This is a genomic window from Pseudorhodoferax sp. Leaf267, assembly GCF_001422405.1.
Lineage (GTDB): Bacteria > Pseudomonadota > Gammaproteobacteria > Burkholderiales > Burkholderiaceae_C > Pseudorhodoferax.
Genome location: NZ_LMMV01000027.1, coordinates 199,208 through 222,702 on the forward strand (window position 1 = coordinate 199,208; position 23,495 = coordinate 222,702).

The 23,495-nt window shown below is 69.8% G+C and carries 17 protein-coding genes; 6 read left to right on the forward strand and 11 right to left on the reverse strand.

Annotation, left to right across the window (positions count from 1 at the left end):
• Nucleotides 1-3 precede the first annotated feature (3 nt).
• From ASF43_RS29115 to ASF43_RS29155, 9 genes are all read right to left on the reverse strand, one after another.
• Nucleotides 4-990 carry a tripartite tricarboxylate transporter substrate binding protein gene (locus ASF43_RS29115; protein WP_056189682.1) on the reverse strand — a complete coding sequence of 329 codons (987 nt, stop codon included), beginning with the start codon at nucleotides 988-990 and terminating at the stop codon, nucleotides 4-6.
• A gap of 43 nt (nucleotides 991-1,033) precedes the next feature.
• Nucleotides 1,034-1,930 (reverse strand): biotin-independent malonate decarboxylase subunit beta, encoded by an 897-nt coding sequence (locus tag ASF43_RS29120; protein ID WP_056189685.1) that lies wholly within the window; start codon nucleotides 1,928-1,930, stop codon nucleotides 1,034-1,036.
• A gap of 2 nt (nucleotides 1,931-1,932) precedes the next feature.
• Nucleotides 1,933-2,262, reverse strand: a complete 330-nt coding sequence (gene mdcC, locus ASF43_RS29125) for a malonate decarboxylase acyl carrier protein (protein WP_056189687.1) — start codon at nucleotides 2,260-2,262, stop codon at nucleotides 1,933-1,935.
• Between the two features lie 12 nt (nucleotides 2,263-2,274).
• Nucleotides 2,275-3,957: a malonate decarboxylase subunit alpha gene (mdcA, locus tag ASF43_RS29130; protein WP_056189690.1), complete on the reverse strand. Its 1,683-nt coding sequence runs from the start codon at nucleotides 3,955-3,957 to the stop codon at nucleotides 2,275-2,277.
• A gap of 8 nt (nucleotides 3,958-3,965) precedes the next feature.
• Nucleotides 3,966-5,342: an SLC13 family permease gene (locus tag ASF43_RS29135; protein ID WP_056189693.1), complete on the reverse strand. Its 1,377-nt coding sequence runs from the start codon at nucleotides 5,340-5,342 to the stop codon at nucleotides 3,966-3,968.
• Between the two features lie 168 nt (nucleotides 5,343-5,510).
• The gene (locus ASF43_RS29140; protein WP_056189695.1) at nucleotides 5,511-7,703 is read right to left on the reverse strand and encodes an alpha/beta hydrolase domain-containing protein; all 2,193 of its coding nucleotides are present in this window, start codon (nucleotides 7,701-7,703) and stop codon (nucleotides 5,511-5,513) included.
• A gap of 156 nt (nucleotides 7,704-7,859) precedes the next feature.
• Nucleotides 7,860-8,771 carry a LysR family transcriptional regulator gene (locus ASF43_RS29145; protein WP_056189698.1) on the reverse strand — a complete coding sequence of 304 codons (912 nt, stop codon included), beginning with the start codon at nucleotides 8,769-8,771 and terminating at the stop codon, nucleotides 7,860-7,862.
• Between the two features lie 10 nt (nucleotides 8,772-8,781).
• Nucleotides 8,782-11,829, reverse strand: coding sequence for a PAS domain-containing protein (locus tag ASF43_RS29150; RefSeq protein WP_056189700.1), 3,048 nt, complete (start codon nucleotides 11,827-11,829; stop codon nucleotides 8,782-8,784).
• A gap of 52 nt (nucleotides 11,830-11,881) precedes the next feature.
• Nucleotides 11,882-12,928, reverse strand: a complete 1,047-nt coding sequence (locus tag ASF43_RS29155; RefSeq protein ID WP_056189703.1) for a homocysteine S-methyltransferase family protein — start codon at nucleotides 12,926-12,928, stop codon at nucleotides 11,882-11,884.
• A 91-nt stretch (nucleotides 12,929-13,019) separates the two neighbouring features.
• Here ASF43_RS29155 and ASF43_RS29160 point away from each other — a divergent pair, with 91 nt between their 5' ends.
• Genes ASF43_RS29160 through ASF43_RS29170 form a run of 3 tightly spaced genes read left to right on the forward strand, consistent with a single transcriptional unit; the run spans nucleotide 13,020 to nucleotide 15,839 of the window.
• Entirely contained in the window at nucleotides 13,020-13,439 is a 420-nt protein-coding gene (locus ASF43_RS29160) for a rhodanese-like domain-containing protein (RefSeq protein ID WP_056189706.1), read from the forward strand.
• The gene (locus ASF43_RS29165) at nucleotides 13,436-15,373 is read left to right on the forward strand and encodes a RecQ family ATP-dependent DNA helicase (RefSeq protein ID WP_056189709.1); all 1,938 of its coding nucleotides are present in this window, start codon (nucleotides 13,436-13,438) and stop codon (nucleotides 15,371-15,373) included. Before ASF43_RS29160 ends, ASF43_RS29165 begins: the two co-directional genes overlap by 4 nt.
• A gap of 43 nt (nucleotides 15,374-15,416) precedes the next feature.
• On the forward strand, nucleotides 15,417-15,839 hold the full coding sequence (locus ASF43_RS29170; protein ID WP_056189712.1) for a DUF1810 domain-containing protein: 423 nt from the start codon (nucleotides 15,417-15,419) through the stop codon (nucleotides 15,837-15,839).
• A gap of 6 nt (nucleotides 15,840-15,845) precedes the next feature.
• On the opposite strand, the gene ASF43_RS29175 is transcribed toward ASF43_RS29170, so the two are convergent.
• Both ASF43_RS29175 and ASF43_RS29180 read right to left on the reverse strand, forming a co-directional pair.
• The gene (locus ASF43_RS29175; RefSeq protein ID WP_056189715.1) at nucleotides 15,846-17,249 is read right to left on the reverse strand and encodes an 8-oxoguanine deaminase; all 1,404 of its coding nucleotides are present in this window, start codon (nucleotides 17,247-17,249) and stop codon (nucleotides 15,846-15,848) included.
• Between the two features lie 72 nt (nucleotides 17,250-17,321).
• The gene (locus tag ASF43_RS29180; RefSeq protein WP_056189718.1) at nucleotides 17,322-19,634 is read right to left on the reverse strand and encodes an ATP-binding protein; all 2,313 of its coding nucleotides are present in this window, start codon (nucleotides 19,632-19,634) and stop codon (nucleotides 17,322-17,324) included.
• Here ASF43_RS29180 and ASF43_RS29185 point away from each other — a divergent pair.
• The 3 genes from ASF43_RS29185 (at nucleotide 19,633) to ASF43_RS29190 (ending at nucleotide 23,367) form a co-directional block, all read left to right on the forward strand.
• Nucleotides 19,633-20,952, forward strand: a complete 1,320-nt coding sequence (locus ASF43_RS29185; protein WP_304437979.1) for a threonine ammonia-lyase — start codon at nucleotides 19,633-19,635, stop codon at nucleotides 20,950-20,952. The two genes, ASF43_RS29180 and ASF43_RS29185, sit on opposite strands and share 2 nt — an antisense overlap.
• Before the next feature lie 47 nt (nucleotides 20,953-20,999).
• Entirely contained in the window at nucleotides 21,000-21,146 is a 147-nt protein-coding gene (locus tag ASF43_RS31480) for a hypothetical protein (RefSeq protein ID WP_200932631.1), read from the forward strand.
• Nucleotides 21,147-21,486: 340 nt separating this feature from the next.
• Entirely contained in the window at nucleotides 21,487-23,367 is a 1,881-nt protein-coding gene (locus ASF43_RS29190) for a phosphoenolpyruvate carboxykinase (GTP) (protein ID WP_056189726.1), read from the forward strand.
• Nucleotides 23,368-23,495: the final 128 nt, after the last annotated feature.

A 23,495-nucleotide genomic window follows, 5' to 3' on the forward strand; every position in this document is an offset into this window, starting at 1 on the left:
TGTTCAGTCCAGTTTGATGTCGGCGGCCTTGACGACGGCCGCCCAGCGCGTGATTTCGGCCCGCACGTAGTCGCCGAACTGCGCCGGGCTCAGCGTGCCGTAGTGCGCGCCGTTGCTGGCCCACACGGCGCGGATCTCTTCCGCTGCGCCGGCGCGCTTGACCTCTTCGACGATGCGCGCCTGCACGTCGGCAGGCGTGCCCTTGGGCGCCCACAGGCCGTACCAGGTGACGACCTTGTAGTCCGGCAGGCCGACCTCGGCGGCACACGGCACATCGGGCAGCGAGGGGTTGCGCTGGCTGCCGGCCACCATCAGCGCCTTGATGCGGCCGCCCTTGATGTGCGCGGCCGACGAGCCCAGGCCGTCGAACATCATGTCCACGTTGCCCGAGATCAAATCCTGCAGCGCCGGGCCCGCGCCGCGGTAGGGGATGTGCGTGATGAAGGTGCCGGTCTGCTGCTTGAACAGCTCGCCCGCCAGGTGGTGCGAGGTGCCGCCGCCGGCCGACGCGTAGTTGAGCTTGCCCGGGCTGCGCTTGAGCTCGGCGAGCAGGGTCTTGAAGTCCGGCGCGGTCACGCGCTTGGGGTTGACCACCAGCACCTGCGGCACCTCGGCCAGCAGGGCCAGCGGCACGAAGTCGCGCTGCAGGTCGTATTCGAGCTTGGGGTAGACCGAGGGCGCGATCGCATGGTGGATGGCGCCCATGAACAGCGTGTAGCCATCGGCCGGCGCGCGCGACGCGATGGTGGCGCCCAGCGTGCCGCCCGCGCCGCCGCGGTTGTCCACCACCAGCGTCTTGCCGGTCTGCTTGGCGAACTGCGCCGACAGCGGCCGCGCGAATGCGTCCGTGCCGCCGCCGGCCGGGAAGGGTACGACCAGGTTGACGGGCTTGGTCGGCCAGCCGGACTGGGCGCGCGCGCCCAGGGCGGCAAGCGTGAGGCCGGTGGCGCCGGCGCGCAGCAGGGTGCGGCGTTGGAAGAGCGTGTGCATGGTCGTGTCTCCTGTCGTTGTGAAGCCGTGGTGGGTGTCGTGCTCAGGTACCGCGTGCGGTGAATCGTTGCTGCAGGGCCGCCACGTCCAGCGCCGGCACCTGCGCTGCATCGGCCACGCCCAGGCGCTGCCACAGGCGCACGGCGTCGTCCTCGCCGCCGTCGTTCCAGGTGGCTTCGGGCACGGCGTCCAGGCGCGCGGCCAGCAGCGCGTGCTCGGCTCGCAGCGCGGCCAGCGTGACGGGGCGCGGCTGCGCCAGCGCAGAGATGGCTGCAGCGCGGAAGGCCGCCACGTCGTCCTCGACCAGCGCGTCGCAGTCGCCGCTGATCCAGCGGTGCTTGCCGCCGCTGGTGCGCCAGACCAGGGCGCGGTCGCGCGCGTCGTACTCGTCCACGCCATGCGAGGCCTCGATGACCTCGGGGCCGGACATCGCCAGGCGCCCCATGTCGCTCATGACGATGTGGTCGGCACAACGCGCCACGATGCCCATGCCGCCGAAGCAGCCGTTGGCGCCGCCGATCAGCACGATGACGGGAATGCCGGCGGCGCGCACGTCGAGCACGGCGCGCATGACTTCGGACACGGCGATGAGGCCGGCGTTGGCCTCGTGCAGCCGCACGCCGCCGGACTCGGCCAGCAGCAGCACGGCGGAAGGCTTGTCGCGCAGCGCACGCTGCAGCAGGCCGACCAGCTTGGCGCCATGCACCTCGCCCACGCCGCCGCCCATGAATTCGCCCTCCTGCGCGGCGACGAAGACGGTGCGTCCATCGAGTTGCGCGCGGCCTATGGCCACGCCATCGTCGAAGGCCGAGGGCACGCCCAGCTGCGCCAGGTGCGGGCTCGTCAGCCGCTCGGCCGGGGGCAGCCACTCGTGGAAGCTGCCGGCGTCGAGCACCTGCGCGAGGCGTTCGCGCGCCGAGCATTCTGCGTAGCTGATCATGGTCATGCTCCCTTCGGCAGTTCGGCCACGGCCTGGTCCAGCCGCAGACTCACAACGGCGGGCGTGGCGCCCATGTCGTTGATGGACACGCGCACGCCGGCCAGCGGGTGGCGGGCGTGGAAGTCGTCCATCACGGCCTGCCAGATCGGCGCAAAGCCGCGGGCCGAAGTTTCCACGCGCACGGTGCAGTCGTCGTTCGGCGTGGACTCCAGCATCACCTCCAGGTTGCCGGAGCCGACCACGCCGACCAGCACGGGCGCGAACTTGCCGGCGGCACGGCCACCGTCGTAGGAGAAGTCCAGGGTTTCGAGCCCTGCGGGGATGTCGCTCATGGCTATGGCTCCTTACCAATTCCGGAAACGTTTCGGCGGCTGGTACAGGCCGCCGGATGCGCGCACCAGGTCACGCATGCTGCGCGCGGCCAAGAGGTTGCGCGTGGCTTCGCGTGGGTCGATGCCCAGGTCGGCAGGCCGCTGGATGATCTTGCGATCCCGCAGGTTCTCGACCATCCGCTTGTCGCGTGCCAGGCCCACTGCTGTGTAGCCGGCCACGCCGCGGATCGCCTGGGCGCGCTCTTCATCGCTCCTGCACAGCAGCAGGTTGGCGATGCCCTCCTCCGTCAGCACATGCGTCACGTCGTCACCGTAGACCATGATGGGCGGCAGGGCCATGCCGGTTTGCTCCTGCAGCGTCCACGCGTCGAGCTTTTCAACGAACGCGGGCTGCATGTGTTCGCGGAAGGTCTCGACCATCTGCACCACGAGCTTTTGCCCGCGCGGCGTGCCTGCTGCGCCTGTGCGGCCCGCCCGCGCCTGGGCACCGGCCTTGAGCCAGGCTTCACTGGCATGGCGCCTGCCCCTTGCATCGGCCCCCATGTTGGGCGCGCCGCCGAAGCCGGCGATGCGGCCCAGCGTCGCGGTCGAACTGTTGCCGTCCAGGTCCATCTGCAAGGTCGAGCCGATGAACAAATCGCAGGCGTAGTGCCCGGCCGCCTGGCAGAACGCGCGGTTGCTGCGCAGGCTGCCGTCCGGCCCGGTGAAGAACACATCCGCCCGCGCGCGGATGTAGTCCTCCATGCCCAGCTCGGAGCCGAAGGAATGCACCGACTGCACCCAGCCCGCCTCGATGGCCGGAATCAGCGCGGGGTGCGGGTTCAGCGCCCAGTGCTGGCAGATCTTGCCCTTCAGCCCCAGCTGCTCGCCGTAGGTGGGCAGCAGCAGCTCGATGGCCGCCGTGTCGAAGCCGATGCCGTGGTTCAACCGCTGCACGCCGTACTCGGCGTACATGCCCTTGATGGCCATCATCGCCATCAGCACCTGGATCTCGCTGATCTGCGCCGGGTCGCGCGTGAACAGCGGCTCGATGAAGTTGGGCGTGGGCGCCTTCACGACGAAGCTCACCCAGTCGGCCGGGATGTCGATGCGCGGCAGCTTGGTCGTGGTGCCGTCCACCAGCTCGTTGACCTGCGCGATCAGGATGCCGCCCGAGAAGGCCGTGGCCTCGGCGATGGCCGGCGTGTCCTCGGTGTTCGGGCCGGTGTAGAGGTTGCCTTGCGCGTCGGCCGCATGCGCCGCCACCAGCGCCACCTGCGGCGTGAGGTCGACGAAGTAGCGCGCAAACAGCTCCAGGTAGGTGTGGATGGCGCAGATGGCGATGCGGCCGCTGGACGCCAGCTTGGCCAGCCGCGCGCCCTGCGGGCCGGAGAAGCTGAAGTCCAGCTTGGCGGCGACGCCGTTCTCGAAGATGTCCAGGTGTTCGGGCAACGCCAGCACCGACTGCACCATGTGCAGATCGTGCACGCGGGCCGGGTCGACCTGCACCAGCGCCTTGGCCAGGAAGTCGGCCTGCTTCTGGTTGTTGCCCTCCAGGCAGACGCGGTCGAAGGGCTCGATCACGGCCTCCAGCAGCGCGCCGATGGCTTCGGCCTGCGCCAGCTTGCCGCGCAGTTGCGGGCCGAGCGCCTGCGCGGCGCGCGCCAGCCGCGCGGCGCGGTTGTCGGCACGGGTGTTCCAGTCTCTGGTGGTCATGGGAACTTTCAAAGAACGACGAAGAGCAGCCACACGACGACCGGCGCGATCAGCGTCACCGCCGCGCCATACATCATCAACTGACGGAAGAAGGCGTCACGGTTCACGCCGCGGGCGTTGGCCAGCACGAGCGCGCCGTTGGTGGAGAAGGGGCTCACATCCACGATGGTGGACGACACCGCCATCGCCGCGATGAAGCCGATGGCGCTGACCCCTGTGTCCCCCTGCAGGAAGGGCACGGCCAGCGGGATCAGCGAGCCCAGCACGGCAGTGGACGAGGCGAAGGCCGAGATCACCGCGCCGACGAAGCACAGCAGCAGCGCGGCGACGAGCGGCGAGGTCAGCGCCGCCACGCTGTGGCCCACGAAGTCGATGGTGCCCATCTTGTCCATCACGCCGACGAAGGTGGAGACGCCCACGATCAGCATGATCTCGGGCCACGAGACCTGGCCCAGCGCGCGCTTTTGCAGGTTGGGCGCCAGCAGCGTGAGGATCAGGCCGATGGTGATGGAGACGAAGCCGATGTCCTGCTTGAAGAACAGCGTGAGCACAGCGAGCGCCAGCAGGCCGATGACGGTGGCCACCTGGTACCAGCGCTGGCCCTGAACCTCCTGGCTGGCGGGGGCGGCGTCCATCAGCGAATCGTCGGCGCCGGGCTGGGCGGTGCGGCGCTCTTCGGCCATCGACTCGCCCTCGGCGTCGCCGTAGACCTGCGCGCCGCCCTGGCCGTGCGCCACCTGCGGCACGTCGAAGCCGGTGTTGCGCGCTTCGCTGCGCTGGCGGGTGAGCTTCATGCCGCCCATCATCACGAACAGCAGCGCGGCGACGGCCAGGTTCACGGCCAGGCTGGCCGCCATGGTGACGAGCGGGTTCAGCGGCAGGCCGGCCGCGGCCACCACCTTGTTGGTGATGCCGCCGTAGATGCTGATCGGCGAGAAGCCGCCGCCCTGCGCGCCGTGGATGACCAGGAGGCCCATCATCAGCGGGTTGATGTTGTAGCGCGCCGCAAAGCCCAGCGCGATGGGCGCGATGATGGCCACGGCGGCCGGGCTCACCGCGCCCACGCCGGTCAGCAACGCGGCGATGAAGAACATGATCCACGGGATCGCCGCGATGCGCCCGCGCACGGCCCGCACCGCGCCCTTGACCATCCAGTCGATGGTGCCGTTGTTCTGCGCCAGCGCGAACAGATAGGTGATGCCCACCAGCGTGAGGAACAGGTCGGCCGGGAAGCCCGCCATGATGGCCTTGGCGTTCATGCCGGCCACCAGCGTGCCGACCAGGAAGGCCCCGACGAAGGCGATGACGCCCATGTTGATGGGCAATACCGTGGCCAGCACGAACATTCCTCCGAGTGTGTAGATGGATAACCAGTGGGCCGTCATGTCATGTCTCCTGCGGGCTTGCGCTCTGACCGGGTGGCACCTGCTGCGGGCAGCAGCAGGGCCGTTTCTTGTTGGGGTCGAAGATACGCAGGCCCCCCTGTCCCATCAATCAAGCGCGGGGCGGAATGCTTACGCGCAGAGAAACGGTCGAGGGTTAACCCTCAAGGCTCAGGGTGCGGAGATCAGTGCGGCCGAGATATTGGCCGCACCCGCCTTGTAGGCCGCCGCGTCGATGGCGCCCAGGTAGCCGCCTGCCACCAGCGCATCGGTGGCGGCGCTGAACCTGGCCACGTAGTCTGCACGCCCGGTGTAGAGCCCCTCCAACGTGCTGCGCGGGTCCGTGGCCGCCTTGGCCGCGGCGGTGGTGGCCAGCGGGATCGCACTGCCCGCGCTGGGGCAGTTCTCGCCCGGCGTGTGGCCGTCGCCGCGCAGGTTCCAGCCCGTGTAGGTGGCCAGTGGCGCCACGATCTCGGGCACGCGCAGGCCGCCGAGTTCGTTGCCGTTGGCATCGACCCTGGGCACCAGCACGGTGTAGGGCTTGGCCACATCGACCGCGGGCGCGGGCGTGCTGTAGTCGGTCACGAAGACCTGGCTGACCTTGCCCAGCGGCACGCTGAGCGCCAGCGGCGTGGCGGTTGCGCCGTTGGGCACGCTGATGGCCGTGAGGTCCGCGAAGCCCGTCGCCGTGGGCAGCACGGCCGTGCCGGCTGCCACCGTGGGGTGGCTGGAGGCCGGCGGCGCGGTGTTCTTCACCACCCAGTCCTCCAGCGCCGGGATCAGCGCCCGCTCCACCTGCGCCATGGAGACCGGGCTGTTGGCGAGCCGGCAAGTGGCCGTGGCCGCCGGCTGCGTGACGATGCCGGTGGTGACACCCGCGCCGCCGCCGTGGCCCGTGCCCGGGATCAGGTAGTAGCGCACGTTGGCTGGCAACGCCAGGTCGCGGCCCGCGCCGTCGGTGACGACCAGCGAGGCGCGCCCGCCCCACCATTCGTAGCTGCCGTCGACCTGCATGATCTTGGGGCAGGTGCTGGTGGCCAGGCAGCGGCGCAGCAGGCCGTCGGTGGCGCCGCTCACGGGGTCGGTGGTCACGTTGTAGGCGAACGGGAACTGGTCGCCCAGCATGAAGTGGTCCTCGTGCTGCTTGGACCAGCGGCCCGGCTGGGCGAAGCGCGCGTTGATCCAGGTGCGCCGCGCGGCCGGGATCAGCGACATCACCCCGTCGAACACGGGCTTGCCCGCGCTGTCCTGGTTGAAGCCCTGGTACAGGAAGTCGCGCAGGAAGCGGCCCGACTGCGACAGCCCCTCGCCCAGCGCCACGTCGAAGTTGGTCGTGGGGTTGGTGGGGCAGTTGCTGCCGGCCGCGCAGGTGGCGGCCTTCAGGTCGGCCACGGGGTTGGCGTTGCCCTGCGCGTCGGTGGCGTCGTTCTTGAGGAAGCCCACGAGGTCGCGCACGGCCGCGAAGCCGATGCCCATGACCTTGGGGTCCTTGGCGCGGTAGGTGAAGTTGTAGACCGTGCCGGCATCGGCGGCCACGCTGCCACCTTGCGCGTCGGGCACCGTGGCAGGCGCCGTGAACTGCACCGAGACCGAGCCGTTGGCATTGGTCACGTAGCTCCAATCGGCGACGGCCACCGACGGCGAGGCGTAGGTCTGCTGCCCCGCCGCGTTGTAGTAGGACGGGCGCGCGGTGAACGTCACCTCGGAACGGTCCGTCAGCGAGGCCGGCAGGTAGTTGAGCGGAATGTTGGGCACACCGGCCGTGTCGGCGATGTACTCCTCGCGCGACAGGCCGGTGATGGCGCTGCCGTCCGCGTTCTTCGCCAGGGGAAATGCCGTGCCCAGCGCGGCCGTGGCGCCGTTGCCGGACTGCGCCACGTCGCCCTGCCAGCCGCTCCACACCACGGTGTAGCCGCGCCGCAGGATGGACGCGAAGTTGTCGGCCGGCGCGGCGCCGTTCGTCAACGCGCCACCGCCGATGAAGAGGTTCTGCGCCAGCTTGTTGCCGCGGTTGACCACGTCGTAGAACAGCACGCGCCGGGCCTGCGTGGCGTTCTTGGGGCGCAGGATCACGACGTCGGTCGTGTAGCGCACCTTGCCGTTCGCATCCAGCGCGGCCTTGTCCAGGTCGACGATGCCGGCGTTGTCGGGGTGTTTCGGGTCCAGCGTACCGTGCACGATGCCGGTGACGACGGTGTAAGGGCCGGCGGCCCCGGCGGGCGTGGCGCCGTTGTAGGCGTCCGTGGTCGAGACGACCTCGAACCGGTCCACCCGGCCGGCGCGGCTGGCCTGGGGCGGGTCGTCGCTGCCCCCGCAGCCCCATAGCAACAGCGGCGCAGCCGCGAGCGCGATCAGTGATCTCATGCCTTGTCTCCTCTGTAGTGGTCGCGGCCTGGCAACCCTGGATTCGAGCGGATGCCGGCCGCGTGCCCACCTTACGCAGGCGGGGGCGTCGCATCAATTACGGCAGAAGCGCAACGCTTACGCTGCGCGGAACGATCGGGGGTTAACCCGCGCGCGTCAGCTCAACGAGGCTTTGACGCTGCGGCAGACCGCCAGCAGGGCCAGCAGGTTGGGGTCGCGCTCGCGCATGCGCAAAAAGCACAGCGCGATGGTGTGGCGCACGCGGTAGCGCTCCTGCAGCGGCACCAGGCGCACGTTGGGCGGCAGCACGTTGCGCACACGGCCGGGCAGCAGCGTGCAGCCCACGCCGCCGTCCACCAGGTTCATGAGCGTGTAGATGTCGCCCGTGTGCATGGCGATCTGCGGCGCGTAGCCGGCGCTGCGGAAGGACGCGACGAAGCTGTCGTGCGTGGCGAAGCCCTCGGTCAGGCTCACGAAGCGCTCGTGGGTGCAGCTGCCCAGGTCCACCTCGGCCAGCTGTGCGTAGGCCGACTGCGCGGGCGCGGCGAAGAAGGTCTCGTCCTCGAACAGCGGCTCGCTCTCGATGTCGGCCGCGCCCGCGGGCACCGCCATCAGCGCCGCCTCGATCGCGCCGTCGCGCAGCTTGGCCAGCAGGTCGGCGTTGGAGCCCAGCATCAGCTCGGTCTGCACCTCGGGCTTGCGCTGCTTCAGGCCCAGCACCAGGGCCGGCACGGCGCGGCTGGTCAGCGAATACAGCGAGCCCATGCGCAGCCGGTCGGCCGCATAGCCGGCGATCTCGCGCGTGGAACGCACGCCGTCGGCCAGCAGCCGCGCCATGTCGCGCGCGGTCTCGGCCAGCCGCTGCGCCGCGGCCGTGGGCACGAGGTTGCGCCCCTCCTGGCGGAACAGCACGCAGCGCACCGCCTCCTCCAGCCCATGCAGGGCGCGGTGCACGCTGACGCTGCTGGTCTGCAATCGCTCGGCCGCGCGCGCCAGGTTGCCGGCTTCCATGAAAGCCAGCAGCACTTGCAACTGCCGCAGCGTGATGTCGTCGTCGGGGGTGGACATGGGCTCTTTTTCAGTGGGGCGAGGCGGCGGTGGGCAACCAGCGCAACAGCATCGCATACAGCACCAGCGGGTCCACGGGCTTGGACACGTGGTCGTCCATGCCGGCCTCCAGGCAGGCGTGACGGTCATTGACGAAGGCGTTGGCCGTCATGGCGACGATGGGCACGGCGTTCACGTCGGCGCGGATCGCGCGCGTGGCCTGCAGGCCATCGACGTTGGGCATCTGCATGTCCATGAGCACCAGGTCGAAGCGCTGGGCCTTCACCATGGCCACGGCTTCTTCGCCGTCGTGCGCGGTCATGACGGCCAGGCCCACGCCTTCGAGGAGGGCGACGCCGACCTCGCGGTTCACCGGGTTGTCCTCGGCCAGCAGCACGCGCCGGCCGCGGTGCAGGCTGCGCAATCGCGACTCGAGCTCGGCGATGCGGGCCGGCCTGGCCTCGGCGGCCGGCGCCAGTGCGGCGCGGGCGCTGCGGCCCTGCCCCGCGTCCAGCCACACGGTGAACCAGAAGCGGCTGCCCACGCCGGGCGTGCTGTCCAGGCCGGCCTCGCCCCCCATGGCATGGGCGAGCTGGCGCGACAGGGCCAGGCCCAGGCCCGTGCCACCGTGGCGGCGCGTGATGGAGCTGTCGGCCTGCGCAAACGCGCCGAACAGCTGCGCCTGCTGCGCCGCGTCGATGCCGATGCCGGTGTCCTGCACCTCGAAGCGCAGTTGGTGGCGCTGGTCCACGGTCTGCAGCAGCCGCCCGCGCAGCGTGACGGAGCCGCGCTCGGTGAACTTGACGGCGTTGGACAACAGGTTGATGAGGATCTGCGACAGGCGCAGCGCGTCGCCGCGCACGGCCGGCGGCAGGCCCGTCACGTCGCGCGAGAGCACCAGGCCCTTGGCCTGCGCCGCACCGCGCACCATCTCGACGGCCCAGTCGATGGTCTCGGGCAGCACGAAGTCGTTGCGCTCGAGCAGCAGCTTGCCGGCCTCGATCTTGGACAGGTCCAGCACGTCGGAGATCAGGCCGAGCAGGTGTTTGGCCGCGCCTTCCAGTTTGCCGAGCTGCTCGAGCTGGCCCGGGTCCTGGATGCGCTGCGACAGGATGTGGGCCATGCCCAGGATGGCGTTGAGCGGCGTGCGGATCTCGTGGCTCATGTTGGCCAGGAACGCGCTCTTGGTGCGGCTGGCGGCTTCGGCGGCGTCGCGCGAGCGCGCCAGGTCGGCGTTGGCTTCTCGCAGCGCGAGCTCGGCCTCCTTGATGGGCGTGATGTCCATGGCCATGAGGTAGAAGCCGGGCCGGCCGGCCGAAACGCCCTCCTCGGGCACGTAGTTGACCTGGCTGTGGACCACGCTGCCGTCGGGCCGCGCCGAGCGTGCCTCGAAGCGTTGCGGCTCGCCGGCCAGCACGCGGTCGATGTGCTGCTGCAGGCGCGTGAAAGTTTCGCGCGGGTAGATGTCGTAGGCCGAAGCGCCTTCCACCTGCGCGCGCGGGCGGCCCACCCAGTCGCAAAAGCGCTGGTTCGCGAACCGGCAGACCAGGTCGGCGTCCCAGTAGGTGATGCGGCCGGGCACCATTTCGGTCACGTTGCGGTTGAAGGCGACGGCCTGGCGCAATGCCTCGTTGGCGGTGTTCATGGCGCTGTTCACCTCCTGCAGGTCGTGCGTCCTGGCGCGCACGGTCTCCTCCAGGGTGTCGGCCCGGGCCTGCAAGTCGCCCAGCCGGTCGCGGTGCCAGGTCTCCAGCGCCTGGCGCGTGCGCACCTGCTCGGTCAAATCGACGACGATGCCCATCATGGCGTAGACATCGCCTGCAGCGGTGCGCATCGGCTGCAGGTTGAACTGGAAGTAGCACTGCTCCAGCTCGCCGTTGCCGTGCTTGTCGAGCAGCACGGGCGTCTCCGGGCTGACGTAGGGCTTGCCGGCTGCGTAGGTCGCGTGGATCAGGGCGGACAGGGGGGTGCCCACGAGCTCGGGAAACGCGGCGTTGAACGACCTGCCGATCAGGTCGCGCTTGCCCACGTACTGGCAATACCGATGGTTGGCCAGCGAGAACACGAGCGAAGGGCCGGTCCACACCGCTGCGCCGATCGGCGCATCCATCAGCAGGGCATCGCGTTCGCTGGCGCTGTCCGTGCGCGCATGCACGGCCTCGATGCGGTCGCAGGCCTGGCCGATGCGCTGCGTGATCTGCACGACGTACTGGCGGTAGGCGTCGTCGAAGGGCAGGCGCGGGTCGAGCTCGAATGCGGCGAAGCGGACCACGTCGGCGCCGGGCTGGTCCAGCAGCGGCACCAGCACGCGCTGGTCGTCGTGCGCTTCGCTCCCTGCCAGCAGCCGCAGCCACAGCGCGGGGTCGGCATCGGCCCAGGCCTGCAGGGCCGGGTCTGTGCCCGGCGAGGCACCCGCCACGCCCGCATGCGACCACGCCGTGGGCACGAAGCTGGCCCGTGGGCTGCGGTACAGACGCAAGCGGGTGGCATCTTGCGAAGCTGCTGACAACGCATGCACGGCCGCATCGGCCAGGTCGCCCACGACCGCGACCCGCGCGAGCGCGTGCGAGACGGCCTCCAGCGCCGCCTGCCGCTGCGCGGCGAGGATGCGCTGGGTGGTGTCGATCGGGGTGACGAGCACGCCGCGGATGTCGCCCTGGGCGTCGACGAACGGCGTGCAGGCGTAAGAGTGGTAGGTGATGACCAGGCGCCCCTCGCGGACCATCGGGATCAGCGAGTTTTGCTCGGCGGTCGGCGTGCCGTCACGCAGCACGGCGGCGAACCTCTCGCCCACCAGGTGCATCACCTCGGGCCAGCTCTCGGCCAGGGGCACCCCCATCTGCCCGGGGTGCCGGCTCAGGCCCTGCTCGATGTAAGCGTCGTTGTAGAACTGGATCTGCTCGGGCCCGAGCAGCAGCGCCATGGGCTGGCGCGAGCGCGTCATGGTGCCGAGCAGGCTCTTCAGGCTGTCGGACCACTGTGCGACGGGGCCGACCGGCGTGGCGGCCCAATCGATCTCACGCATGCGTGCGGCGGCTTTGCCCTCGGCCAGGAATCGGTACGGGTTGCTCGCGTCCATGCGTTCTCTCCGTGTTGCGGCCATGCCGCCGGCCCCAGGGTGGCTGCGCAGCTTACGCGGCTTCCTTGTAGAAGTAGCCGCGCTGCACGGCGCGCACCGGCAGCGGCGAGACCGCCTGGCCGATGGCGGCGATGTGCTCGGGCGTGGTGCCGCAGCAGCCGCCCACGATGTTGACCAGCCCTTCGGCCGCGAACTCGCGCACCAGGGCCGAGGTGACCTCGGGCGTCTCGTCGAAGCCGGTCTCGCTCATGGGGTTGGGCAGGCCGGCGTTGGGGTAGCAGCTGATGAAGGTGTCGGGCGCGACGCGGTTCAGCTCCTGGATGTACGGCCGCATCAGCGCGGCGCCCAGCGCGCAGTTCAGGCCGATGGCTAGCGGCTGCGCGTGGCGCACGCTGTGCCAGAAGGCGGTGACCGTCTGGCCCGAGAGGATGCGCCCCGAGGCGTCGGTCACGGTGCCGCTGATGATGAGCGGCAGGCGCTGGCCGCTGGCCTCGAAATACTCGTCCACCGCGAACAGCGCGGCCTTGGCGTTCAGCGTGTCGAAGATGGTCTCGACCAGGATCACGTCGCTGCCGCCTTCGACCAGCGCCTCGGTCTGTTCGTAGTAGGCCGCGCGCAGCTCCTCGAAGCTCACGTTGCGCGCGCCGGGGTCGTTCACGTCGGGGCTGATGCTGGCGGTCTTGGGCGTGGGGCCGAGCGCGCCGGCCACGAAGCGGGGTTTGTCGGGCGTGCTGAACTTGTCGCAGGCGGCGCGCGCGAGCCTGGCGCTTTGCAGGTTCATCTCGCGCGCCAGGTCGGCCATGTCGTAGTCGGCCTGGGCCACGGTGGTGGCGCCGAAGGTGTTGGTCTCGATCAGGTCGGCCCCGGCAGCCAGGTAGCCCTCGTGGATGGAAGCGATGACGTCGGGCCGCGTCAGGCTCAGCAGCTCGTTGTTGCCCTTCACGTCCTTGGGGAAGTCCTTGAAGCGCTCGCCGCGGTATTGCGCCTCGGTGAGCTTGAAGCGCTGGATCATGGTGCCCATGGCCCCATCGAGGATGGCGATGCGCCGCGAGAGGATCTCGGGCAGTTGCTGGGCGCGGGTGTAGGGCGGGGTTTTCATGGCCGGGCGATTGTAGAAAGCGGCCCGCGGCCACGCCGGCCCGGGGCCTTGGCGCGCGGGCAACTGGCTTTTTTGACAGGACAATGCGGGCATGAAGAATCTGCTCCCCCCGCAAGCCTGGTCGCTGCTGCAAGAGCGGCAGCAGGCCGCCGCCCGAGGCGCGGGCGAGCCGCCGCTGTTCGTGGACGTGCGCATGGAAATCGAGTCGCTGTACGTGGGCCGCCCGCCCGGGGTGGAGAACATCCCCTGGTACGAATACCCCGCCCTGACGCCCGACCCGCCGGCCTTCGCGGCCGCCGTGGAACGCGAGGCCGGCGGCAGGCAACGCACCGTGGTGCTGATCTGCCGCAGCGGCAAGCGCAGTGGCGATGCGGCGCGCGTGCTGGAGGCGGCCGGCTTCACCGACGTGGTCAACGTGGTGCATGGCTTCGAGGGCGACCTGGACGAAGCCTTTCAGCGCTCGCGCCTGAACGGCTGGCGCTTCGATGGCCTGCCGTGGGAGCAGATGTGAGCGAAGCCACTGCGTCCATCCTGCAGCAGACCTTCGGCTACGCGCAGTTCCGCGGCGCGCAGCAGGCCATCGTCGACCACGTGACCGGCGGCGGCGACGCGCTGGTATTGATGCCCACGGGTGGCGGCAAGTCGCTGTGCTACCAGATTCCGGCCATCGCGCGCCAGCGCGCGGGCCAGGGCGTGGCCATCGTGGTGTCGCCGCTGATCGCGCTGATGCACGACCAGGTCGGCGCGCTGCACGAGGCCGGCGTGGACGCGGCCTTCCTGAACTCCACGCTGGACTGGGCCGCGACGCAGAACCTGGAACGCCGGCTCGCGCGCGCCGACATCACGCTGCTGTACGCCGCGCCCGAACGGCTGACGACGCCGCGCTTCCTGGAGCTGCTGGACGGCCTGGCCGCGCGCGGCCAGCTGTCGATGTTCGCCATCGACGAGGCGCATTGCGTGAGCCAGTGGGGCCACGACTTTCGGCCCGAGTACCGCGCGCTGACGGTGCTGCACGAGCGCTATGCCGGGGTGCCGCGCATCGCGCTGACGGCGACGGCCGACGCGCTGACGCGCGCCGACATCGTGGAGCGGCTGCAGCTGGAGGACGCACGGCAGTTCGTGAGCAGCTTCGACCGCCCGAACATCCGCTACGCCATCGTCGAGAAGAAGGAGGCCGTCACGCAGCTGCTGCGCTTCATCGAGGGCGAGCATGCGGGCGATGCCGGCGTGGTCTATTGCCAGTCGCGCAAGCGCGTGGAGGAGGTGGCGCAGACACTGCAGAACGCCGGCATCCGCGCCCTGCCCTACCACGCGGGCCTGGACGCCAGCGTGCGCCAGCTGCACCAGGACCGCTTCCTGCGCGAGGAAGGCATCGTGATGGTGGCGACCATCGCCTTCGGCATGGGCATCGACAAGCCTGACGTGCGCTTCGTGGCCCACCTGGACATGCCCAAGAACATCGAGGGCTACTACCAGGAGACCGGCCGCGCCGGGCGCGACGGCGAGCCGGCCGACGCCTGGATGGCCTATGGCCTGCAGGACGTGGTGAACCAGCGCCGCATGATCGACGAAAGCCCGGCCGGCGAGGAGTTCAAGCAGGTCATGCGCGGCAAGCTCGACGCGCTGCTGGCGCTGGCCGAGGCGACCGACTGCCGGCGCGTGCGGCTGCTGAAGTACTTCGGCGAGGACTACCAGCGCCGGCCCGCCGCCGGCCTGGCCCAAGGCGGGCCAGCCCCCTCGGGGCGCAGCGAACCACGCGAGGCGGGGAGCGTGGGGGTCACCTGCGGGAACTGCGACAACTGCCTGTCGCCGCCCGACGTGTGGGACGGCACGGATGCGGCGCGCAAGCTGCTGTCCACCATCTACCGCGTGCAGCAAATGAGCGGCATCAGCTTCGGCACGGGGCACGTCATGGACATCCTGCGCGGCAAGGTCACGGACAAGGTCAGGCAGTTCGGGCACGAGCAGGTGAGCACCTTCGGCATCGGCGCAGAACTGAGCGAGGCGCAGCTGCGCGGCGTGCTGCGCCAGCTGGTGGCGATTGGCGCGGTGGCGGTGGACGCCGCGGCCTTCAACACCCTGAAGCTGACCGACGGCTCGCGCGCCATCCTCAAGGGCGAGCAGGCCGTGCAGCTGCGCGAATCGGTCTCGGCGCCCGCGTCGCGTAAGACGCGCCAGAAGACGCGCAGCGACCGCGTGCCGCCCGCCGCGGCGCAGCTCGATGCCGAGGGCCAGGCGCGCTTCGCGGCGCTGAAGGCCTGGCGCGCCGAGGTGGCCCGGGAACACAACCTGCCCGCCTACGTGATCTTCCACGACGCCACGCTGGCTGCCATCGCGGCCCGCGCGCCGCAGACGCAGGAAGACCTGCAGGGCATCAGCGGGATGGGGGCGAGCAAGATGGACAAGTACGGGGAAGAGGTCTTGCGGGTGTGCGCAGGCGCGTAGGAGCCCGGCGCAGCCCGCGCCCACGAGCCAAGGAGGACAGACCATGCAGGACACGCCCGATCTGACGCATTTCGTCGACGCCCAGGCCCCCGTCTGGCCGCAGGTCCAGGCCGAGCTGCGCGCCGGCCGCAAGACCAGCCACTGGATGTGGTTCATCTTCCCGCAGCATGTGGCGCTGGGCCACAGCCCCATGGCGCGGCGCTTCGGCCTGGCCTCGCTGGCCGAGGCGCAGGCCTATCTGGCGCACCCCGTGCTCGGCCCGCGGCTGCTGCAGGCTACGGCGCTGGTGCTGGCCGTGCGGGGCCGCAGCGCGCATGACATCTTCGGCTCGCCGGACGACTTGAAGCTGCGCTCCAGCATGACGCTGTTTCAGACCGCCGCACCCGAACAGGTGGTGTTCGGCCAGGTGCTGGACCGGTACTACGCCGGACAGGCCGACGAGAAGACGCTGGCGCTGCTGCGCTGAGACCGCTCAGGCCGTGTGCGGGTGCCGTGCGGCCTCATAGAGACTGCGCGCCAGGTCGCGGTGCCGCGTCAGCAGCGGCGCCAGTTCCACATCCACCAGGCGCCCCTCGCGCACGCGCACGCGGCCGTTGATGACGCTCAGCGCGACGTCGATGGCATGGCAGAACACCAGCGCGGCCACCGGGTCATGGCCGGCGCCGGCATGCGTCACGCCGCGCAAATCGAACGCCACCAGGTCGGCCGACATGCCGGGCGCCAGCGCGCCGATGTCGTCGCGGCCCAGCACTTGCGCACCGCCCAGCGTGGCGATCTCCAGCGCCTCGCGCGCTGTCATCGCGGCCGGGCCGTGGCCCACGCGCTGCAGCAGCAGGGCCTGGCGAGCCTCGCCCAGCATGTGTGCGCCGTCGTTCGACGCGCTGCCGTCCACGCCCAGGCCCACAGGCACGCCGGCTTGGCGCATGGCGCGGATGGGGGCGATGCCTGAGCCCAGCCGCATGTTCGAACACGGGCAGTGCGCCACGCCGGTGCCCGTGCGCGCGAACAGTGCGATGCCGGCCGCATCGAGCTTCACGCAGTGGGCATGCCACACATCGCGGCCGACCCAGCCCAGGTCTTCGGCGTACTCCGCCGGCGTCATGCTGAACTTCTCGCGCGAGTAGGCGATGTCGTTGTCGTTCTCGGCCAGGTGCGTGTGCAGCGAGACGCCGCGTGCGCGGGCCAGTACGGCGGATTCGCGCATCAGATCGCGCGAGACCGAGAACGGCGAGCACGGCGCCAGCACGATGCGGCGCATGCTGTGGCGCGCAGGGTCGTGCCAGCGGGTGATCAGGCGGTCGCTGTCGGCCAGGATGTGCTGCTCACGTTCGACCACGCTGTCGGGCGGCAGGCCGCCCTGGCTGCGGCCCACGCTCATGCTGCCGCGCGCGGCGTGGAAGCGCATGCCCATGGCGTCGGCGGCCTCGATGGCATCGTCCAGCCGCGAGCCATTGGGGAACAGATAGAGGTGGTCACTGGTCGTGGTGCAGCCTGACAGCATCAGCTCGGCCATGGCCGTCTGCGTGGACACGCGCACCATCTCGGGCGTGAGGCCGGCCCACAGCCCGTACAGGTTCTCGAGCCAGCCGAACAGCTCGGCGTCCTGCGCTGCGGGCACGGCGCGCGTCAGGCTCTGGACCATGTGGTGGTGGGTGTTGACCAGGCCCGGCAGCAGCACATGGCCGTGCAGGTCGATGGTCTCGGCGGCGTTGGCCAGCCAGGGCACCGGGATGTCGGCGCTGGCACCGACCCAGGCGATGGCCGTGCCGTCGACCACGACCGCGCCGTCACGGATCTCGCGGCGCTGCGCGTCCATGGTGACCACGACGTCGGCATGGCGCAGGATCAGCGGGCGGCGTTCATCGGTGGGGTGCATGGGGTCTTTCCTGGCAAGGCCGTGTGGCGACCCGCGGGCCGCAAGCCAGAAGCATGCCGCAGGCGCGGCCGGCTACTGCATGAAGCCGATGCCGCGCGATTCGCGCACCTCGGGCTTGATGCGGTGCTCGGCTTCGAGCTGCTCCATGAACTCGGCCGGCGTGAACGCAGTGGCCAGGATGTCGACCTGCCGGCGCACGGCGGCGAAGTCGCCGGGGCACAGGTGCTCCAGCTTGTGCAGCCGCGTGCGCAGCGCGTCTTCGAAGGCGGCCGCGTCGCCCGCCAGCGCCTCGACGATGAACATGCGCTCGCGCTGCGCGGGCAGCAGCGGCTTGAACTTGAGCTTGAACGAAAAGCGGCGCAGCGCGGCCTGGTCGAGCCGGTCCATCAGGTTGGTGGTGCAGATGAACACGCCGCGGTGGCGCTCCATGCCCTGCAGCATCTCGTTGACCTCGGTCACCTCGTAGGTGCGCTGCGCGCCGCGGCGGTCCTGCAGAAAGCTGTCGGCCTCGTCGAGCAGCAGCACGGCTTTCTCGGCCTCGGCCTCGCGGAACATGGCGGCCATCTGCTGTTCGGTCTCGCCGACGAACTTGCTCATGAGGTCGCTCGCACGCTTGACCATGAGCGGCTTGTCGAGCACGCGCGCGATGTGCTCGGCCAGCGCGGTCTTGCCGGTACCGGGTGCGCCGTAAAAGCACAGGCTGCCGTGGCCGCGCGTCTTGAGGGCCTGCACGATGCGGTCGATCTCGAAGCGGCTCTCGACGTTGAGCATCTCCAGGCTGTAGGTGGTCACCGTGGGCAGGTCGGCACGCTCCTCGCTGTGCCGGCCCAGGGCCTTGTCGGCGTTGCGCAGCTGGCGCTCGATCAGCGGCTCCATGTCGCCGTCGCAGGTGCGCGCCAGGCCGGCGAAGCGCACGGCGGTGCGGATCTGCGCCGGCGTGAGGCCCTTGCGCTCGGTGAGCTTGGCCACGAAGGCGTCGGACACGGGAACGCCGTCCAGCGTCTTGCGCACCAGGCCTTCGCGCGCGCCGGGCGGCGGCGACTTGAGCTCCAGGTGGTAGGCGAAGCGGCGCCGGAAGGCCGGGTCGATCTGCTCGATGCGGTTGGTGACCCACAGCGTGGGCACGGTGTTCGATTCCAGGATCTGGTTGACCCAGGCCTTGCCGCTGACCGAGCCGCTGGAGGGCGCGGCGATCTGGTCGGCGCGCGCCATCAACTGCGCGGCCTCGGTGCTGATGGGCGGGAACACGTCTTCCACCTCGTCGAACAGCAGCGCGGCCTGCACGCTGCCTTTCAGGAACACCTGCGCGATCTGCAGCGAGCGGTAGCGGTCGCGGCCCGACAGGCTGTTGCCATCGCGGTCGGCGTACTCGACCTCGAACAGGTCCAGCCCCGCGACCTGGGCCACGACGCGGGCCAGCTCGGTCTTGCCGGTGCCGGGCGGGCCGTACAGCAGGATGTTGACGCCGGGCTCCTTGCGCGCGACCGCGTGGCGCAGCAGCGAGACGAGGACCTGGGCGTCCTCCTGCACGAAGCTGAAGTCGCTGAGGGCCAGCGCGCTCTTGGTGGCGGGCCGCGTGAACACGGCCATGAGCTCGCTCTGGTCGCGGTACTCGCGCATCAGCACGGGCGGCAGCTTCTCGCTGACCTTCATGAGGTCGGCCAGGTCGGTGATGTTGTGCTCGGAGATCAGGTTCTCCACCAGGCCGATGCGCTCGAGCCGCGAGCCCGCGCGCAGCGCCTCGCCGACCTCGGTGGCGCTGACGCCGGCGACCTCGGCGATCGCGGCATAGGCCTCGGGCGCGTTGTTGACCTTGACCTCCACGAGGATGGTGCGCAGGTCGCGCTGGTAGCGCGCCAGCGTGCCGTACAGCAGCAGCGCACGCTCGGCGCGGTTGAGCTGCAGCAGGCCCGACAGCGCGTCGATGTTCTTCTCGACCAGCGTGGACTGCTTCTTGAGCACGCGCGTGAGCCAGGCCCCCGTGACGGACAGCGCAGCCAGCAGGTCCTTGGGCTGGTCCTTGGCGTACTCGTCGAGGTAGAAGAACAGGGTGCCCTCCTCGTACGGGCCGCGCCACACGCCGTGGCGCTCCATGAATTCGGCGGTGCTGAGCGCGGTGTGGCCGCGCCAGAACTCGTTGTCCTTGCAGCGCCGGGCGAGGAATTCGCGCAGGCGGTCCAGCACCGGCTGCGGCCACACGAGGTGGCGGCCCGCCATGGCCAGCAGGCTGTTCAGGTCGCGCCGCACATTGAACTTGGGGCCCTGGCGCGCCACCAGCGTGAGCACGAAATGCGAACACATCAAGTCCAGCACGGGCGCCGCCTCCAACCCCGGCGACGCGATCGCGTGGGGGGCGGACGAATCCTGGGCCAAACGCTTCACCATGGAGGTTCTCCAAGTACGAAGGACGGTCCACGATAACGCAGCGGCCAGGGCTTTGGAAGCAACCGGCCGCAATTCACCCAGGTTGGGCGTATTTGAAGCTCACAATGCGCGCATGGTGACCATCGACGACATCCGGCAAGCCGCCGAACGCCTGCAGGGCCAGGTACTCAACACGCCGTGCGTGGAATCGCGCACCTTGTCGGACATCACGGGTGCGCAGGTCTTCCTGAAGTTCGAGAACCTGCAATTCACGGCCTCGTTCAAGGAACGCGGCGCCTGCAACAAGCTGACGCGGCTGGTCGAGGCCGGCGGCGCCATGCAGGGCGTGATCGCGATGAGCGCGGGCAACCACGCCCAGGGCGTGGCCTACCATGCGCAGCGGCTGGGCCTGCGCGCGGTGATCGTGATGCCGCGTTTCACACCCGGCGTGAAGGTGGAGCGCACGCGCGGCTTCGGCGCCGAGGTGGTGCTGCACGGCGACACGCTGGACGATGCGCGCGCCCATGCCTTCGCGCTGGCCGAACGCGAGCAACTGGCCTTCGTGCACCCCTACGACGACGCCGACATCGTGGCTGGCCAGGGCACGGTGGGGCTGGAGATGCTGGCGCAGCTGCCCGAGCTGGACACGCTGGTGATCGCGGTGGGCGGCGGCGGGCTGATCGCCGGCATCGCCACGGCGGCGCGCGCGCTCAAGCCGGGCATCGAGATCGTCGGCGTGCAGACGGCGCGCTTCCCCGCCATGTTCAACGCGATCAAGGGCGAGAACCAGCCGCAGGGCAGCAGCACGATCGCCGAGGGCATCGCCGTGGGCTCGCCGGGCCGCATCACGCAGGACATCATCGGCCGGCTGGTGGACGACATGCTGCTGGTGCAGGAGGCCGACATCGAGCAGGCGATCCTGATGCTGCTGGAGATCGAGAAGACGGTGGTCGAGGGCGCGGGTGCCGCGGGCCTGGCGGCGCTGCTGCACACGCCCGGGCGGTTCCAGGGCAAGAAGGTCGGGCTGGTGCTGTGTGGCGGCAACATCGATCCGCTGCTGCTGGCGGCCATCATCGAGCGCGGCATGGTGCGCTCGGGCCGGCTGGCGCGCATCCGCGTCAGCGCGACCGACCACCCCGGTTCGCTGGCTCGCATCACGGCCACGGTGGCCGAGGCCGGCGCCAATATCGACGAGGTGCAGCACCAGCGCGCGTTCACGGCGCTGGCGGCGCAGAACGTGGACATCCAGCTCGTGGTGCAGACGCGGGGGCGGTCCCACATGGCCGACGTATTGGCGGCGCTGCACAGGGCCGGCTTCGAGGCCGAGGAGCTGCGCTGAGCACGCTCGCTAGAATCCGCGCCACATTCGAGAACCAAGGAACCACCATGTCCGCGCCCCACGCTTCGCACGAACCTGCCGCCCACGACCTCGATCCCGTGGAAGCCGTCGTGCCGCTGATTCCCATCGTGCTGCCCATCGTCGGTGGCGTGCTGATGTTCCTGCTGGCGTTCATCGCCGTGTCGATGGCCTGACCATTCGCTCACGCAGGCCGTGCAACGCGGCCTGCACGTTGTCCCCGGGCGCGGCTCCTGCGCCCTCGTTTCCCCCTCGTTTTTTAGTGGATCGGCCGGTTCCAGGGCCCGTCGCGGCGTGGCCGGCGCACCATCCAAGGGCACATAACCTCATGCGTCTTTTGCATGGTTTTCGTCGCAGAAGCGTCATCCGCATCGCGGCCCATCCCTAGAATGGCCTCCCCGACCGGCCTTGCGGCAGCGCCCGTCGGCCTGCAGACAGTCGTTTTCCCCAAGGTTTTGCGCGGCCCGCGCGGCCATCTCTCTTGAGAAAGACGATTTTCAACTTAGGAGTTTTCCGATGAACGCACCCGCGATGCAGGGCCTGACCATCTCCCCCCCCGCTTATGTCAAGAACGCCAGGCTGATCGCCTGGATCGCCGACATCGCCGCACTGACCCAGCCTGCCGACATCTATTGGTGCGACGGCAGCGACGAGGAATACGCCCGCCTGTGCCAGCAGCTGGTGGACGCCGGCACCTTCACCAAGCTGAACCCGGCCAAGCGCCCGAACTCCTTCCTGGCCCTGTCCGACCCGTCGGACGTGGCGCGCGTGGAAGACCGCACCTTCATCTGCAGCGCGAAGAAGGAAGACGCCGGCCCGACCAACAACTGGACCGAACCGGCCGAGATGCGCAAGCTGCTGCAGACCGGCGACAACGCGCTGTTCAAGGGCTCCATGAAGGGCCGCACCATGTACGTGGTGCCTTTCAGCATGGGCCCGCTGGGCTCGCCCATTGCGCACATCGGCATCGAGCTGTCCGACAGCCCCTATGTCGCCGTGAACATGAAGACCATGACGCGCATGGGCAAGGCCGTGTACGACGTGCTGGGCGTGGACGGTGACTTCGTGCCTTGCGTGCACACCGTGGGCGCGCCGCTGGCAGAGGGCCAGGCCGACGTGAAGTGGCCCTGCAACAAGACCAAGTACATCGTGCACTACCCCGAGACGCGCGAAATCTGGTCCTACGGCTCCGGCTACGGCGGCAACGCGCTCCTGGGCAAGAAGTGCTTCGCGCTGCGCATCGCCTCCACCATGGGCCGCGACCAGGGCTGGCTGGCCGAGCACATGCTGATCCTGGGCGTGACCAAGCCCGATGGCCAGAAGTACCACGTGGCCGCCGCGTTCCCGAGCGCCTGCGGCAAGACCAACTTCTCGATGCTGGTGCCGCCAACCGGCTTCGAAGGCTGGAAGGTCACGACCATCGGCGACGACATCGCCTGGATCAAGCCCCAGGCCGACGGCTCGCTGCGCGCGATCAACCCGGAGGCCGGCTACTTCGGCGTGGCCCCGGGCACGAACTTCAAGACCAACCCCAACTGCATGCGCAGCCTGGACAAGAACGTGATCTTCACCAACGTCGCGCTGACCGACGACGGCGACGTCTGGTGGGAAGGCATGGAAGACGACGTGGCCGGCAAGGCCCTGCCCGCGCACCTGATCGACTGGCAAGGCAAGGACTGGACGCCGCAGATCGCCAAGGAAACGGGGGCCAAGGCCGCCCACCCGAACGCGCGTTTCACGGTGGCCGCCACCAACAACCCGGCGCTGGACGAAGCCTGGGACGACCCCAAGGGCGTGAAGATCGACGCCTTCATCTTCGGTGGCCGCCGTTCGACCACCGTGCCGCTGGTGACCGAAGCGCGCAACTGGACCGAAGGCGTCTACATGGCCGCCACCATGGGCAGTGAGACCACGGCCGCGGCCGCTGGCCAGCAGGGCGTGGTGCGCCGCGACCCGTTCGCGATGCTGCCGTTCATGGGCTACAACATGAGCGACTACTTCCAGCACTGGCTGAGCCTGGGCGAGAAGCTGGCCCAGTCCGGTGCGACGCTGCCGGCGATCTACACCACCAACTGGTTCCGCAAGGGCGCCGACGGCAAGTTCGTCTGGCCCGGTTACGGCGAGAACATGCGCGTGCTGAAGTGGATGATCGACCGCATCGAAGGCAAGGCCCAGGGCGTCGAGCATGTGTTCGGCGTGAGCCCCACGTACGAAGAGCTGAACTGGACGGGCCTCGATTTCAGCGCCGAGCAGTTCAAGACCGTGACCAGCATCGACAAGGCCGCCTGGCAGGCCGAGCTCAAGCTGCACGAAGAGCTGTTCACGCAATTGGCTTACAACCTGCCCAAGGAAATGGCCCAGATCAAGCAGCAGATCGAAAGCCGCCTGGCCGCCTGAGCGCCCTCGCCCCTCGAGAGCCGCCGCGAGGCGGCTTTTTTGTGGGCGCGCGCCACGCAGGCGTGCGCCTGTGCGCAACACACGCCCACAAAAAAGGCCACCGCTGGGGTGGCCTGGAGTGGGGGCCC

What these genes read in the sequence shown, in the direction of transcription:
- ASF43_RS29135 (WP_056189693.1), bottom strand. Translation starts at nt 5,342, where the DNA reads ATGACGGCCCACTGGTTATCCATCTACACACTCGGAGGAATGTTCGTG.
- ASF43_RS29115 (WP_056189682.1), bottom strand. Translation starts at nt 990, where the DNA reads ATGCACACGCTCTTCCAACGCCGCACCCTGCTGCGCGCCGGCGCCACC.
- ASF43_RS29160 (WP_056189706.1), top strand. Translation starts at nt 13,020, where the DNA reads ATGAAGAATCTGCTCCCCCCGCAAGCCTGGTCGCTGCTGCAAGAGCGG.
- ASF43_RS29180 (WP_056189718.1), bottom strand. Translation starts at nt 19,634, where the DNA reads ATGGTGAAGCGTTTGGCCCAGGATTCGTCCGCCCCCCACGCGATCGCG.
- mdcC (WP_056189687.1), bottom strand. Translation starts at nt 2,262, where the DNA reads ATGAGCGACATCCCCGCAGGGCTCGAAACCCTGGACTTCTCCTACGAC.
- ASF43_RS29140 (WP_056189695.1), bottom strand. Translation starts at nt 7,703, where the DNA reads ATGAGATCACTGATCGCGCTCGCGGCTGCGCCGCTGTTGCTATGGGGC.
- ASF43_RS29190 (WP_056189726.1), top strand. Translation starts at nt 21,487, where the DNA reads ATGAACGCACCCGCGATGCAGGGCCTGACCATCTCCCCCCCCGCTTAT.
- ASF43_RS29120 (WP_056189685.1), bottom strand. Translation starts at nt 1,930, where the DNA reads ATGATCAGCTACGCAGAATGCTCGGCGCGCGAACGCCTCGCGCAGGTG.
- ASF43_RS29155 (WP_056189703.1), bottom strand. Translation starts at nt 12,928, where the DNA reads ATGAAAACCCCGCCCTACACCCGCGCCCAGCAACTGCCCGAGATCCTC.
- mdcA (WP_056189690.1), bottom strand. Translation starts at nt 3,957, where the DNA reads ATGACCACCAGAGACTGGAACACCCGTGCCGACAACCGCGCCGCGCGG.
- ASF43_RS29170 (WP_056189712.1), top strand. Translation starts at nt 15,417, where the DNA reads ATGCAGGACACGCCCGATCTGACGCATTTCGTCGACGCCCAGGCCCCC.
- ASF43_RS31480 (WP_200932631.1), top strand. Translation starts at nt 21,000, where the DNA reads ATGTCCGCGCCCCACGCTTCGCACGAACCTGCCGCCCACGACCTCGAT.
- ASF43_RS29150 (WP_056189700.1), bottom strand. Translation starts at nt 11,829, where the DNA reads ATGGACGCGAGCAACCCGTACCGATTCCTGGCCGAGGGCAAAGCCGCC.
- ASF43_RS29175 (WP_056189715.1), bottom strand. Translation starts at nt 17,249, where the DNA reads ATGCACCCCACCGATGAACGCCGCCCGCTGATCCTGCGCCATGCCGAC.
- ASF43_RS29185 (WP_304437979.1), top strand. Translation starts at nt 19,633, where the DNA reads ATGGAGGTTCTCCAAGTACGAAGGACGGTCCACGATAACGCAGCGGCC.
- ASF43_RS29145 (WP_056189698.1), bottom strand. Translation starts at nt 8,771, where the DNA reads ATGTCCACCCCCGACGACGACATCACGCTGCGGCAGTTGCAAGTGCTG.